General features: G+C 66.4%; 13 protein-coding genes. 9 read left to right on the top strand and 4 right to left on the bottom strand.

The genetic code is table 11. The features are described 5' to 3' along the window. Positions 1-2: 2 nt before the first annotated feature. A complete protein-coding gene (chvE, locus tag ACP156_RS15145) occupies positions 3-1,067 on the bottom strand; it encodes a multiple monosaccharide ABC transporter substrate-binding protein (protein WP_425052192.1) in 1,065 nt (354 codons plus the stop codon). A gap of 165 nt (positions 1,068-1,232) precedes the next feature. On the opposite strand from chvE, the gene ACP156_RS15140 reads away from it, so the two are divergent. Further along, a complete protein-coding gene (locus ACP156_RS15140) occupies positions 1,233-2,156 on the top strand; it encodes a LysR family transcriptional regulator (RefSeq protein WP_425052191.1) in 924 nt (307 codons plus the stop codon). A gap of 6 nt (positions 2,157-2,162) precedes the next feature. Here ACP156_RS15140 and ACP156_RS15135 read toward each other — a convergent pair whose 3' ends face one another. Beyond that, positions 2,163-2,474: a MocE family 2Fe-2S type ferredoxin gene (locus ACP156_RS15135; RefSeq protein ID WP_425052190.1), complete on the bottom strand. Its 312-nt coding sequence runs from the start codon at positions 2,472-2,474 to the stop codon at positions 2,163-2,165. A gap of 76 nt (positions 2,475-2,550) precedes the next feature. Next, on the bottom strand, positions 2,551-3,453 hold the full coding sequence (locus ACP156_RS15130; protein WP_425052189.1) for a helix-turn-helix domain-containing protein: 903 nt from the start codon (positions 3,451-3,453) through the stop codon (positions 2,551-2,553). Between the two features lie 178 nt (positions 3,454-3,631). On the opposite strand from ACP156_RS15130, the gene ACP156_RS15125 reads away from it, so the two are divergent. From ACP156_RS15125 to ACP156_RS15090, 8 genes are all read left to right on the top strand, one after another. Continuing rightward, complete coding sequence (locus ACP156_RS15125; RefSeq protein ID WP_425052188.1) at positions 3,632-5,050, top strand: aldehyde dehydrogenase family protein; 1,419 nt, start codon at positions 3,632-3,634, stop codon at positions 5,048-5,050. Continuing rightward, positions 5,047-6,237, top strand: coding sequence for an amino acid ABC transporter substrate-binding protein (locus ACP156_RS15120; RefSeq protein WP_425052187.1), 1,191 nt, complete (start codon positions 5,047-5,049; stop codon positions 6,235-6,237). Before ACP156_RS15125 ends, ACP156_RS15120 begins: the two co-directional genes overlap by 4 nt. A gap of 60 nt (positions 6,238-6,297) precedes the next feature. Then, positions 6,298-7,164: a branched-chain amino acid ABC transporter permease gene (locus ACP156_RS15115; protein ID WP_425052186.1), complete on the top strand. Its 867-nt coding sequence runs from the start codon at positions 6,298-6,300 to the stop codon at positions 7,162-7,164. Further along, on the top strand, positions 7,161-8,093 hold the full coding sequence (locus ACP156_RS15110) for a branched-chain amino acid ABC transporter permease (RefSeq protein WP_425052185.1): 933 nt from the start codon (positions 7,161-7,163) through the stop codon (positions 8,091-8,093). The genes ACP156_RS15115 and ACP156_RS15110 overlap by 4 nt, the downstream gene beginning before the upstream one ends. Next, on the top strand, positions 8,090-8,818 hold the full coding sequence (locus ACP156_RS15105) for an ABC transporter ATP-binding protein (RefSeq protein WP_425052184.1): 729 nt from the start codon (positions 8,090-8,092) through the stop codon (positions 8,816-8,818). The genes ACP156_RS15110 and ACP156_RS15105 overlap by 4 nt, the downstream gene beginning before the upstream one ends. After that, complete coding sequence (locus tag ACP156_RS15100) at positions 8,811-9,989, top strand: ABC transporter ATP-binding protein (RefSeq protein WP_425052183.1); 1,179 nt, start codon at positions 8,811-8,813, stop codon at positions 9,987-9,989. The genes ACP156_RS15105 and ACP156_RS15100 overlap by 8 nt, the downstream gene beginning before the upstream one ends. Positions 9,990-9,992: 3 nt before the next feature. Continuing rightward, positions 9,993-11,465 (top strand): aldehyde dehydrogenase family protein, encoded by a 1,473-nt coding sequence (locus tag ACP156_RS15095; protein ID WP_425052182.1) that lies wholly within the window; start codon positions 9,993-9,995, stop codon positions 11,463-11,465. 73 nt (positions 11,466-11,538) lie between these two features. Further along, complete coding sequence (locus tag ACP156_RS15090) at positions 11,539-13,077, top strand: flotillin family protein (RefSeq protein ID WP_425052181.1); 1,539 nt, start codon at positions 11,539-11,541, stop codon at positions 13,075-13,077. A 12-nt stretch (positions 13,078-13,089) separates the two neighbouring features. Here ACP156_RS15090 and ACP156_RS15085 read toward each other — a convergent pair whose 3' ends face one another. Then, positions 13,090-14,133, bottom strand: coding sequence for an alginate lyase family protein (locus ACP156_RS15085; protein ID WP_425052180.1), 1,044 nt, complete (start codon positions 14,131-14,133; stop codon positions 13,090-13,092). Between the last annotated feature and the right edge of the window lies 1 nt (position 14,134).

Raw genomic sequence — 14,134 nt, 5'->3', positions numbered from 1 at the left:
GATCAGAGATCGTCGGCCGAGTGGTAGCCGGAGTCGATCACGATTTCCTCGTAGTTCGAGGCATCGACCGGAACCGGCTTCAGCAGGTAGCTGGGCACGACTTTCACACCGTTGTCGTAGGTTTCGGTGTCGTTGATCTCGGGCTCGCCGCCTTCCAGCAGGGCTTCGACCATGCCCACGGTGACGCGGGCCAGTTCGCGGGTGTCCTTGAAGATGGTCGAGTACTGCTCGCCTGCGATGATCGACTTGATCGACTGCAGCTCGGCGTCCTGACCCGTGACGATCGGCATCGGCAGATCGCCCGAGCCATAGCCCACACCCTTCAGCGAGGACAGGATGCCGATGGACAGGCCATCGTAGGGCGACAGCACGCCATGCACCTGAGCGTCAGTGTAGTGGGCCGACAGCAGGTTATCCATGCGGGCCTGCGCCACGGCGCCGTCCCAACGCAGCGTGCCGACGGTGTCCATGCCCATCTGGCCAGACACGATGTTGACCTTGCCTTCCTCGATCAGCGGGTCGAGCACCGACATCGCGCCGTTGTAGAAGAAGTAGGCGTTGTTGTCGTCGGGCGAACCGCCGAACAGTTCGACGTTCCAGCTTTCCGCATCGGGGAAGCGCTCTTCGAGGCCCTCGACCAGCGAAGTGGCCTGCTGCACGCCGACCTGGAAGTTGTCGAAGGTCGCGTAGTAGTCGACGAACTCGCTGTCGCGGATCAGGCGGTCGTAGGCGATCGTCTTGATCTCGGCATAGTGCGCGTTCTCCAGCGCGTTCGACAGCGTGGTGCCGTCGATTGCCGCGATGACCAGAACGTCGACACCTTTGGTGATCATGTTCTCGATCTGGGCAAGCTGGTTCGGAATGTCGTCTTCGGCGTACTGAAGATCGGTCTCGTAACCGGCAGCCTCGAACTGTTCGACCATCGATTCGCCGTCAGAGATCCAGCGGGCCGAGGATTTGGTCGGCATCGCGATGCCGATCAGGCCCTTGTCCTGGGCGATTGCCGGCGCGGCAAACAGCGACGCGCCAAGAGCCAGGGCGGAAAGCCCCAGGGTCAGTTTTTTCATGATGTCCTCCCGGTGTCGGACAGCCCTTCCTCCGGACCGCCCCCTGCAGTGCAGGATGAAAATTGCAGGGCCGATATGCACCCCGCGCAACTCTATGTTGCCCATCCTCATAACGTTCAATTGATTTTTCTGGCATTCAGCATACCAACATCGGTATGTTAGCGCATGAGATCAGCCATCGCGCGCCTTCAACTCAGGCATTTTCAGCTTATCCGGACCATCGACGACCTCGGTCAGCTGTCGCTTGCGGCAGAGCGTCTGGCGATGACCCAGCCCGCCGCCTCGCGCTCTTTGTCCGAGGTAGAACGGCTTGTCGGCGCGCCGGTCTTCCTCCGCCATCCGAAGGGCATGACCGCGACGCCGGTGGGCGAAGTGCTGGTGCGCCACGCGGGGCTGCTTCTGTCCGGTCTCGATCAGGCCGCCGACGAGTTGGAGGCCTTTCGCTCGGGCGCGACCGGCGTCGTTCGTGTCGGCGCCGTCACCGGCGCGTCGGTCGCATTCGTGGTCCCCGCGATCCGGCGGCTGAAGCAGGAGGCCGGCAATCCCGAGGTCCGCGTCGACGTCGCGCCCAGCGTCGACCTTATGCAGGGGCTGATGCAGGGAGAGTACGATTTCGTCCTGTCGCGGGTAACGCCCGGCATCGACGCCACCCAGTTGCAGGTGCTGCGCGGCCGTCCCGAGCACATGGAATTCCTCGTCCGGGCCGGGCATCCGCTGGCAGGCGGTCCCCGCCCCTCGCTGAAGCAGCTTGCCGACTACACATGGGTCGTGCAGGCGCCCGGCATGCCGATCCGCGAGGCGGTGGACCGCGCCCACCTCGCCGCCGGGCTGCCTCCGCCGCAGGACGTGGTGAACTCGGCCTCGTTGCTGGTGGTGCTGGCCTTCATCTCAGAGACGGATGCGATTTCGCCCGCCGCGCGCGAGGTCTCGGACCTTGTGCGCGCGATGCGGGCGGATGGCGTCGCGACCTTTTTCAGCCACGAGCCGATCACCCTGCCCCCGTATCACCTGATCCGGCTGAAAAGCCGACCGCTGAGCCCGGTCGCCCAGCGACTTCTCGAACTGGTTCTGGAGGGGCTCAGCGCCTGATCCGCGTCAGATCCGGATCAGCACCCGCCCGCCTTCGACCTTCGCGGGATAGGTTGCAAGGTTCTCGCAAGCCGGGGCGCGCATGGCTGCGCCCGTGCGATAGTCGAAGACGCCGTTGTGCTTTGGGCATTCGATCTCGTGATCCATGACCAGCCCGTCGGCAAGATGCACCTGCTCGTGCGTACACAGGCCATCGGTGCAGTAAAAACTGTTCTCCGGGCTGCGGTAGATCGCGAATGTGCGCCCCTCGTAATCGAAGCGGGCGACGTCCTCCTCGTCGATATCGTCCGCCGCACCGGCGTCGATCCATTCCGACATGTGTCTTACTCCTCCACAAGACAGCGGCCCGTGTCACCGGGCCGTCGCATGACATTAACCGAATATCGCCCTGCGCCTAGGGCCACGCGTGCAAGGCGCCCGCCTCTTCCGCCTCGCGGCGCTGTCGCGGCAGTTCAGCGCGGAACCGGCCCGGCGGCATCCCGGCGGCGCGGCTGAAGAAGCGCGAGAACTGCGATGATGTCGCGAAGCCCAGCAGCCCGGCAATCTGTTCGGCCGAATGCGTCGAGCGTTCCAGCAGCATCCGCGCCTCTAGCGCCAGACGCGCGGCGCACATCTCTTTCGGCGACCGTCCGTCGATCCGGCGGCAGATGTCACCCAGCCTGTCGCGCGACACCCCCAGCACCCGCGCATAGCCCTGCACCGTCCAGTGATCGCGATAGTGCTCTTCCAGCAAACCGTTGAAGCGGTTGAAGATCTGCTCTGCCGGAGACCTCGGGTTGCCAGCCGTTCCGGCCACGTCCTGCGCGCGCCACAGACGGACGAGCATGATCCGAAGATGCGACTCGATGATGGTTCTTGCCGCGGCGGCCGCCCCGGCGCGTTCGTCGAGGATCGCACCGATGCCGGCGTTCAGGCGGCGCTGAAGCTGTGGTTTTCCGGCCAGGGGCAACAGCATGTCCCGCTCGGCGAAACCGCGCAGTTCGGCGGCCTCGGGCGTGTGACCGATAGCGTTCAGAAGCGTGGTAACGCCAACCACCATGAAGGACCCGACCGAGCCGGGCGAGATCACGATCCGCGCCGCTTCGGGCCACGCGATCCACGCAAGGGCTGGCCCCACGATCTCGCGTCCGCCGTCCGGCGTCTCCAGCCGCGCCGTGCCTTCCTCGAGAAACAGCGCCGCGCGGGACCGCACCGGCAACGAGTCCGCGCGCCCCAGAACGACGGGCCACAGCCCGCCGGAAAAGGCCTTGCCTCGGATCAATTCGGTCTGGAAAGCTCTTTCCGCTGCGTTGGGCATGGCTCACCTCCCCCAAATAGCCAACCGTTTCCCACAAGATGACATTTACTATGACCCGCGCATAGCGCTTTCTTCATGAACACGCTGGCATGGCTGGCCGCGGGTCCTGGGGAGGAGAACGCTGTTTCAGTCGCATCTGATCATTAATGGGGAGTCGGAATCCGCAGTTCCCGGCCCGGTGTTCGAACGCCGCGGGCCACTGTCGGACGACGTCGTGACCAGAGCCAGCGCGGCGCGCGCGGCGGATGCCCGCCGCGCCGCCACCGCCGCTGCCGCCGCCTTTCACCATTGGTCGGGGACCGCACCCGACGAACGCGGCGCGATCCTTCGCCGCGCCGCCTCGCTGATGCTGGAACGGCAGGAAGAGGCGGTGGCGATTGCAGCGAAAGAGGTCGGGTCCGCCGCCGACTGGATCCGCTTCAACGTCGAGATCGCGGTCGCGATCCTGCGGCAGGCGTCCGAGCTTCCCGCCCACATGACCGAGGCAGAGATGCCCGGCGCCCTGCCCGGAGCGCGACTGCTGGTGCGGCGACGCCCCGCGGGCGTGGTGCTGGCCATCGCGCCGTGGAACGCCTCGGTCACGCTTGCCACCCGCGCGGTCGCCGCGCCCCTCGCTTGCGGCAACACGGTGGTGCTGAAGGCATCCGAGCTTTGCCCGAAGACCCACGAGTGGGTGGCGCGGACCCTGATCGACGCCGGCCTGCCGCCGGGCGTACTGAATTTCGTGACCAACGCCCCCGACCACGCGGAAGAGGTCGTCGCCGCCCTGATCGCCCACCCGGCCGTGCGGCGCGTGAACTTCACCGGCTCGACCCGCGTCGGCCGCGAAATCGCTGTGACCGCGGCGCGTCACCTGAAGCCGTGCCTGATGGAACTGTCCGGCAAGGGCACGATGGTGGTTCTGGCGGATGCCGATCTTGACCTCGCGGCCGAGGAAGCCGCGCACGGAGCCTTCTTCAACCAAGGCCAGATCTGCATGTCGACCGAACGCATCGTGGTCGAAGCCTCGGTCGCGCCGGCCTTTACCGAGCGCCTCGTGGCCCATGCGAACGGGCTGCGGGCGCAGGCGCCCGGCAAGTCGCCGCTGGGCGCGCTGGTCAGCCCCGGTGCGGCTTTGCGCCTGCGCGGAATCGTCGACGACGCGCTGAGCCACGGCGCGCGTCTTGTCGCCGGGGGCGACAGCCTTGGCGCCACGTTCCAGCCCACCGTTCTGGACCACGTGACGCCGGGAATGCGGCTTTATGCCGAGGAAGCCTTCGGCCCCATCGTCGGCGTGATCCGCGCGGGAGACGCGGAAGAAGCGCTGTCGCTGGCCAACGACACGGAATTCGGACTGGTTGTGTCGGTGTTCAGCCAAGACACGGAACGCGCCGAAGCGATGCTGCGCACCGTCGAGACCGGTATCGGCCATATCAACCGCTCGACCGTGTTCGACGACCCGCTGATGCCGTTCGGCGGGGTCAAGTCCTCGGGCTATGGCCGGTTCGGCGGCGACGAGGCGATCCGCGAATTCACCGAATGCCAGGTGGTCACCCAGCGGGCCGAGGACCCGCTGAACACCGGCGAAACAGAAGACCAAAGGGAGGAAGCAAGATGACGAAACACATTCTCGGGCTGGCGACCGTGCTGGCCATGGCCGCAGGCGCCGTATCGGCGCAGGAGACGCTGACCATCGGCGCCGTGGGCCCCAAGACCGGACCGCTCGCAGGCGGTGCGGCGGTGACCTACTGGCCCAACGTCCAGCTTTGGGCGCATGACATCAACGCGCGTGGCGGGCTGGATGTCGACGGCACCAAGTACATGGTCGAGATCGTCGAATACGACGACCAGACCAACCCGGCGCAGACCATCGCTGCGGTCCAGCGCCTTGCGACGCAGGACGAGGCAGACTTCATCCTGCCGCCCTACTCCACCGGCCTGAACCTTGCCGCGGCGCCGATCTATGACCGCTTCGGCTATCCGCAGGTCACCTCGACCGCGAACACCGGCAACGTGGCGGACCTGTCGTCGAAATTCCCCAACCTCTACATCACCCTCGGCGCCGCCGATGGCATGGTCGGCGGCCTCGTCGACGTGATGAGCGCGCTGCGCGAGGCGGGCGAGATCGGCAACACCGTCGCCATGGTCAACGTCGCCGACGCCTTCGGCATCGAACTGGCCGAAGCCGCGCGTCCGGCCTTCGAGGAAGCTGGGTTCGAGATCGTCTATGACACCAGCTATCCCTTGGGCACGCAGGACATCTCGCCCGTGGTGCGCGGCGCGAAAGAGGCCGCACCGGACAGCTTCGTCGCCTTCTCGTATCCGCCCGACACCTTCGCGCTGACCGAGCAGGCGATCATCGAGGACCTTGACGTCAAGGTGTTCTACACCGCCGTCGCCACCGCCTTCCCGGCCTATGGCGGGCGTTTCGGCGCGGCGGCAAACGGCGTGATGGGCATCGGCGGCGTCAACGCCTTCGACCCGGCCTTCCAGGAATACGCCGCACGCCACGAGGAAGTCACCGGCGCGAAGCCCGACAACTGGGCCTCGGCGATGGTCTACTCGACCTTCCAGATCTACGAGCAGGCCATCGAGGGCGCGGGGTCCGTGGACAAGGCAGACGTTGCGGCCTTCATCGCCGACAACGACTTCGAGACCCTGATCGGCACGATCTCGTGGGACGAGAACAACAACAATGCCGCCTACTGGACCGTCGGCCAATGGCAGGACGGTGTCTACACCGGCATCGCATCGACCGGCCGCGACGGCGCGGTCGATCCCATCCTCAAGGACGGCTGGGAGTAATCCAAGCCTGACCGCGGGCCCCTGTGACGGGGCCCGCACCCACGACCCGGAAAGACCCTGATGGACATTCTCTTCACCGGCCTGCTGCTTGGCGGCACCTACGCGCTGATCGCGATGGGGCTGAACCTGCAATACGGCATGGCCCGGATCATGAACCTTGCCAATGGCGAGGTGCTTGTCGCCGGAGGTTTCGGCGCGTTCTGGTTCTGGACCACCAGCCAGGTCAGCCCGCTGCTGACCGTCTTCGTGGTGGCGCCGCTGGCCTTCGCCCTGAACTGGCTGATCTACGTCGTGATCCTGCGCCCGCTGGTGAAACGCGCGAAATCGCGCGGCCAGTTGGAAACCGATGCGATCCTGACCACGTTCGGCCTGTCCTTCGTGGCGGTCGGCGTGATGCTGGCGGTCTTCGGGGGCGACTATTTCTCGTATTCCTATCTCGCGCGTCCGGTGCACTTTGTCGGCGACACCTACGGCCTGAACCGCGTGGTGGCCTTCGTCTCGGCGGTGATCCTGTGCGGCGCGCTGTGGCTGTGGCTGTACAACAGCCGCGCCGGCATGTCGGTCCGCGCCATCGCCGTTGCGCCCGACAGCGCCCGACTGGTGGGCATCAACGTGCCGCGCCTGTCGGCGCTGGCCTTCGCGCTTGGCGGCGCGATCACCGCGATGGGCGGTGCGCTGGTTTCGATGTTTCTGACGCTGGACGCGTCGACCGGCGTGATCTTCACCCTGAAGGCGCTGATCATCGTCATCATGGGCGGCGTCGGCGACATTCGCGGCACCGTTGTCGCCGCGCTTCTGCTGGGCGTGCTCGAGACCTTCGTCGCGCGCATCATCGATCCCGGCCTGACGCTGGCCGCCGCCTATCTTCTGTTCGTTCTGATCCTGCTGCTGCGGCCGCAGGGCCTGTTGGGGAAAAGCCGCTCATGACCCGCACAGAGATCCAGCAGGTCGCCCTTGCCGCCGCCCTTCTGGCCGCCGCTGCCTGCCTACCCTTCGTCTCGGACGCCTACCTGCTGTCCATCGGCGTCACCATCGCGATGTACACCGTGCTGGCGACAAGCTGGGCGCTGTTCTCGGGCCCGACGCATTACATCTCGCTCGCCACCGCCGCCTTTTTCGGGATCGGCACCTATGTCACCGGTATGGGGATCGAGCACCTGCCCTATTGGCTGCTGCTGCCCATCGCCGGCCTGATCGGCGCGGTGCTGGCGGCGCTGGTGGGGATCGCGACGCTGCGCCTGTCGGGCGTGTACTTCGTGATCTTCACGCTGGGGCTGGCGGAACTGGTGCGCCAGATCATCACGTGGTTCCAGAACATCTCGGGCCAGAAGGGCCTGTACGTGCTGACCGCGATCACCGAGGAACACATCTACTGGCAGCTTGTCGGCCTTGCCGCGCTGGTGTTCCTGACCGGCTGGGCGATCTGGCGGTCGCGGCTGGGCTTCGCCGTCCGCATCCTTGGCGACGACGAGGAAGTCGCCCGGCACGCCGGGATCAACACCGCCCGCGTCAAGGTGCTGCTGTTCATGGTGCCGGGCGCCGTCGCGGCGATCACCGGTGCGATCCTTGCCCCGCGCTATGTCTATATCGAGCCCGCCATCGCCTTCACGCCGATGCTGTCCTTCCAGGTCGTCATCATGGCGCTGCTGGGCGGGACCGGGCGGCTGTGGGGGCCGATCGTGGGCGTCATTCCCTTCACCTTCCTGTGGGAAGCGATCTCGGGCACGTTCCCGAACCAGACCACGCTTCTTCTGGGCCTTTCGTTCCTTGTCATCGTCTACCTGCTGCCGAAAGGCTTCGTGGGTCTGATGCAAAGCGCGCGAAACCGCGTGAACCGGCGGGAGGGCTTCGCATGACGACCGTCCTTTCCCTGCGCGGAGCGACGAAACGGTTCGGCGGGCTGGTCGCGGTCAACGATCTCGACTTCGACGTGGCCGAGCACGAGGTGCTGGGGCTGATCGGGCCGAACGGATCGGGCAAATCGACCACGTTGAACCTGATCTCAGGCGCGCTGCGTCCGACTTCGGGCACGATCAGCCTGCGCGGCAGCGCAATCTCGGGCCTGCCCGCGCAGGACATCGCCCGGCGCGGCGTGGCGCGGACGTTCCAGCTTGTGCGGCTGCTTCCGTCGATGAATGTACTGGAAAACGTGATGGCCGGCGCCGTCTTCGGTCACCGCCGCCGCTGGGGTCACGACGCCGAGGCGCAGGCGATGCAGATGCTGGAAAAGGTGGGGTTGGAACGCCGCGCGCAGGCTCCGGTGGGGCAGCTGACCTATATCGACACCAAGCGCGTGGAACTGGCCCGCACGCTGGCAGGCGAGCCGAAGGTGCTTTTGCTCGACGAATGGCTTGCGGGCCTGAACCCCACAGAACTGGAAGAAGGTATCAGCCTGATCCGCGCGCTGCGCGACGAAGGCCGGACGATCATTCTAGTGGAACACGTGATGGATGCGATCCGGTCGCTTTGCGACCGCTGCGTTGTCATGTCGTCGGGCTGCAAGATCGCCGAGGGCGACACCGAGGCGGTGCTGTCCGACCCCGAAGTCATCGAGGCCTACCTGGGGACCGAAGATGCTTGAGATCAACGGACTCTCCGCCGGATACGGCCAGCACCGGGCGTTGGAGGATGTTTCCCTTCGCGTGAACCGGGGCGAAATCGTCGTCATCCTCGGCGCCAACGGGGCGGGCAAGTCAACGCTGCTGAAGGCGATCTCGGGCGTGTGCGAGGGCCGCGTGTCCGGCGAGATCGCGCTGGAAGGGCAGGAACTCGCGGGTCTGCCACCACATCGCATCGTCGAGGAGGGCATCGCGCTGGTGCCGGAGGGCCGCGGCATCTTCGGCGACATGACGGTGGGCGAGAACCTGACACTGGGCGCCTATTCCGAACGCGCACGGGACGAAGAGGCCGGCAGCCTTGATCGGGTCTACGCCTTGTTCCCGAAACTGCGAGAACGCCGCCGCCAGCAGGCGCGGACCATGTCGGGCGGCGAGCAGCAGATGGTCGCCATCGGCCGCGCCATGATGTCGAACCCGTCTATCCTGACGCTGGACGAGCCTTCGCTCGGCCTGTCGCCGCTGCTGTGCAAGGAACTGTTCCAAAGCCTTCGCGCGGTACGCGATGCGGGGCTGGGTATGCTATTGGTGGAACAGAACGCCCGGCAGAGCCTTGCCATCGCGGATCGAGGCTACCTGCTGGAGAACGGGCAGATCGTGCACGAGGACCGTGCTGACGCCCTGCTGAACGACCCCGCCGTGCAGCGCGCCTATCTGGGCGGCGCGGCGGCGTCCGAGGCCCCGAAACGCAAACCGGAGGCACACACCATGCACCAGAAGTCCGCCGATCCGTCCGAGATCGCCGCCGCCGCGCTGAAGACCGTGGGGCACAAGCCGCCGCGTCCGGCCCCTGCCCCGCGCCCGTCGCCCGCCCCGGCGCCAAAGCCCGAACCGCGGCCCGCACCGCAACCCGTGCCGCCGTCGGAACCCCGGCCGCCGCGCCCCGACGCGCCCAGTGCAAGCGACCTGCTTGGCACCGATGTCGGCGACCTCGTGGCGCGCGCGTCCTCGGCCTCCAGCCGTCGCGAGCACGCGACCAATGGACGGGTCCCGTCCGCACCGGCAACGCCGCGTCCGGCTGCCTCCACACCCGGCCCGACCGCCTCTGGCGACCGGCTGTCCGCGTTGCTGTCCGAGATCGAAGGCGCCGCCCGGCGTGCCGAGACGTGGCGGCCCACCAACCCCAAGCGGAGATGACCGATGCTTGACCAGACCAGCAGCCCCGAGATCAAGGGCATGTACATCGGCGGCAGGTGGACCCCTGCCGCCCGAACCTTCGACGACCTGAACCCGTCCGACGATACGCTGTACGCACGCATCCCCGACGGTTCGCCCGACGACGCACGCGCGGCCATCGCTGCGGCGAAGGCGGCGTTCCCCGAATGGTCGCAGCGCCCGTTCCATGAACGCGCCCATGCGCTGCTGAAGATCGCCGACGTCTGGGACCGCCGGAAGGACTCGTTCGTCACCGCCGCCGTTGCCGAAGGCGGGGGCTGGTTCGGGAAGGGCATGTTCGAGGCAGGCTATGTCTCGGAAGTGTTCCGGTCCGCCTCGGCCCTTTGCTATCAGAACATTGGCGAGGTGCTGCCGTCCGAGCACGGCAAGTTCATGACCGCCACCCGCTTCCCGCTGGGGGTCGTGTCGGTGATTTCGCCGTGGAACATGCCCGGCATCCTGACCTCGCGCGGGTTCGCCGCCGCACTGGCCGTGGGCAACACCGTCGTGCTGAAACCTTCCGAGGACACGCCGCACGCAGGCGGGCTGTACTTCGCCGAGATCCTTGAAGAAGCGGGCATTCCGCCGGGTGTGTTCAACGTCGTCACCTGCTCGCGCGAAAGCGTGGGCGCGGTCGGGGACGTTCTGATCGAGCATCCGGACGTGAAAGCCATCAGCTTCACCGGCTCTACCGCCGTTGGCCGTCACATCGCGGCAAAGGCCGGGGCGCATCTGAAGAAGGCCTGCGTCGAACTGGGCGGCAAGGACTCGATGATCGTGCTGGAAGACGCCGATCTGGACGCCGCCGCCCGCGCCGCGAACTTCGGGTCGTTCATGCATCAGGGCCAGGTCTGCATGTCGACCGAGAAGCTTTTGGTGCAGGAAAGCGTTTACGACGACTTCATGTCCCGCTTCCTGTCGCGCGCCCGCAAGCTGCGGACCGGGCACACCAAGGACCGCGATAACGTGATCGGGCCGCTGGTGAACAACCGGCAGGCGCTGCGGGTGAAGGCGCTGATCGACGACGCCGTGGCGCGCGGCGCGACGGTCGAACTGGGCGGCAAGGCGTGGGACAACTTCGTCGAGCCCACCGTCCTGACCAACGTCGACAGTTCGATGGACATCTGGCACGACGAGACCTTCGGGCCGGTCGTCGTGGTCTGCCCCTTCGGCACCGATGACGAGGCGGTCGCGCTGAACAACGACACCGAATACGGGCTGACCGGCGCGGTCTGGAGCCGCGACGAAGCGCGGGCCCTGCGTCTTGCGACGCGGCTGGAGACCGGCATCGCCCACGTGAACTGCCAGAACATCAACGACGAGCCGCACGTGCCCTTCGGCGGTGTCAAAGCCTCGGGCGTCGGTCGCTACGGCGGGCGCTGGTCGCTGGACGCGTTTACCGAACTGCGCTGGATCACGCTGGATCGCGGCGGCCGCCACTTCCCGCCGGCGTTCTAAACCGGCTTATACAAACAAACCAATTCGGGCAAAGATCTGCGGTCTTTTGCCCTGATAATGGGAGGAAACGAACATGAGCGCCTTGGGTTGGATCATCCTGATCCTCATCGTCGCCGCCGCGCTGGTGGCGCTGGCGGCATGGTTTTACGAACGCGCCACCAACGAGGTCGCCCTTGTCCGCACCGGTGCCGGCGGGCGCCGCGTGGTGATCGACGGCGGGCTTCTGGCGGTACCTTTCTTCCACCAGGTCAGCCGCGTCAACATGCAGACGATCCGGATGCACGTGTCGCGGCTGGGCGAGAACTCTCTGATCACGCGCGACCGGATGCGGATCGACGTCGGTGCAGAGTTTTATGCCTCTGTCATTCCTGACGCCGACGCGATCACCCGTGCCAGTCAGACGCTGGGCAAACGGACGTTCCAGCCCGATCAGCTGACCACGCTGATCGACGGGATGATGATCGACGCCCTGCGCGCGGTCGCCGCCCAGATGTCGATGGACGAGTTGCACGAAAACCGCGCCGAGTTCGTGCGCGAGGTGCGCGAGGCGCTGACCGACACGTTGTCGCGCTATGGGCTGCAACTGGACAGCGTCTCTCTGACCACTTTGGACCAGACGCCCTTCAACTCGCTGGACGAGAACAACGCGTTCAACGCCGTTGGGATGCGGAAACTGGCCGAGGTCATCGCCCAGTCGAAGAAGGAACGCGCCGAGATCGAGGGCGACGCGCAGGTCGCTGTGCGCCGGGCCGAGGTGGACTCGAACCGCCGCAAGCTGGACATCGAGCTGGAACAGCGCCGGGCCGAGATCGCCCAGACGCAGGAGATCGAACTGTTGCTGGCGGCGCAGCTGACCGAGGTCGCCCGCCGGAAGGCCGAGGCCGAACAGGAAGCGGCGCAGGCCCGCATCCGCATGGAGCAGCAAATCCAGGCCGCGAACATCGCACGCGAACTGGCGGTGCGCGAGGCCGAGATCGCCCAGCTTCGGGCGCTTGAGATGGCCGAGCAGGACAAGACGATCCAGACCGCCGCCAAAAGCCAAGAGCAAAGCCGCGCACAGGCCGAGGCGACCGCCGCCCGCGCCGCGCTGGTCGAGGCCGAGGAACACCTTGCCACGCTGCGCCAGATGGCAGAGGCCGAACGCCGCAAGCGTCTGTCGCTGGTGGCTGTCGAGCAGGAAACCGAAGGTCAGGCCAAGCGCGCCGCGTCCGAACAGGAGGTTGCGAAGACCAAGTCCGTGATCCGGCGCGAGACGATCGAGACCGACAAGCTGGAGCGCCTTGCCGCTGCCGAGACCGAGAAGGCCCGCATCGCGGCCGAAAACACCCGGTCCGAGGCTCTGACCGCGATGGAGATGGAAAAGGCGCGGCTGGCCGCTCTGCCCGGCATCGTCGGCGAGATGGTGAAGCCCGCCGAGAAGATAAAGGGCATCTCGATCAACCACATCTCGGGGCTGGACCGTCCGGCGGGCGACACCGGCGGTTCGCCGGTGGATCAGACGGTCGGCGCGATCCTCGACATGGCCGTGTCCCTGCCGGCGCTGAAGAAGATCGGCGATGCGGTGGGCGTCAATCTAGAGGGCGTCATGAAAGACGACCCCCGGAAGGACTGACGCCCGCCCGCGTCAGTTCGTGGGCGTGCCCCACAGAAGCGATTGCGATCCGCCCAGCTTGGAGTTTCCAAGCGGGCGGAATTGCTCTGCGTAGTCGTCAATTTCGGGGTCCGGGAACAGCGTGAGATAGGCCTCGAGCCAGGCCATCTCGTGGCTTTCCAACTCTTCGGTGCCATCCCAGTAGCTCTGCTCCTTGCCCGAATACTCCATCGCCGCCGCGCCCTCGTTCTGGATGTCGTTCAGGGCGTAGAGGACAATCCGTTGCAACGCGTCGCCGCAGTTGTCCTTGATCGACAAGCCCTGCTCTTCCAGCAACGCCGCCGTGACCACGAGCGGCGAGATCGCGTGAAGCTGATAGTGCAGCGCGTATTTCCCGCGCTTCATCTCCTGCGGCAGGCTGCCGTCTTCCAACGCGGTGCACATGACGTGGGTGATCGAGGACGCAGACCAGAACAGCGCATCGTCGTCGCCGGTCACATCCCCCACAAGGTTCGCCGCCAGCGAGGCCCAGGCGCGGAGATTGCCGGTCTTCGCCCCCGGCGTCGCCTCTTCCTCCCAGAATGTCATCTGCTCGTGAATGCGTTCGGACAGCCACGCCTCGATCACTTCGCCGTCGGCGATCAGACTGCTGTAGGGGCGCACCTGCCGGTAGGCCATGGCGAAACCGGCATAGCGGGCGCCGACCGTCAGGCCGGCGTTGAATGTGCCCAGATCGGACAGGGCGTCGGCCTCGGCCCACTTGGCGATGGCCGCGACCACGCAATCGGCTTTCTGCTGCTGGTCGCCGCCGCCCCGCAGGACATCGTTGGCGTCCGAGGTCAGGTCGCGCAGGAAATCGTCGATTGGTTTCAGGGCTTCGTTCACCGCCTGCTCGGATTCCTCGTCCACCACCGACCGGCTGTCGTCGTCGTCGATGTAGCGGCTGCCGTAGGACAGGCTGATCACGGGGTCCGGAGCCACGGTGCAGGCGTCCTCTGTCGCGGCGCTTGCCGGGGCTGCGGGGATGCCAAGGCTCGCCACGGCGGCAAGGCAGATGGTCAGTGTGCGGGTCGTCATG

It is taken from the genome of Psychromarinibacter sp. S121 (genome assembly GCF_049801035.1).
Taxonomy (GTDB): Bacteria; Pseudomonadota; Alphaproteobacteria; order Rhodobacterales; family Rhodobacteraceae; genus Psychromarinibacter.
This window is presented reverse-complemented; position numbering and strand designations above follow the sequence as displayed.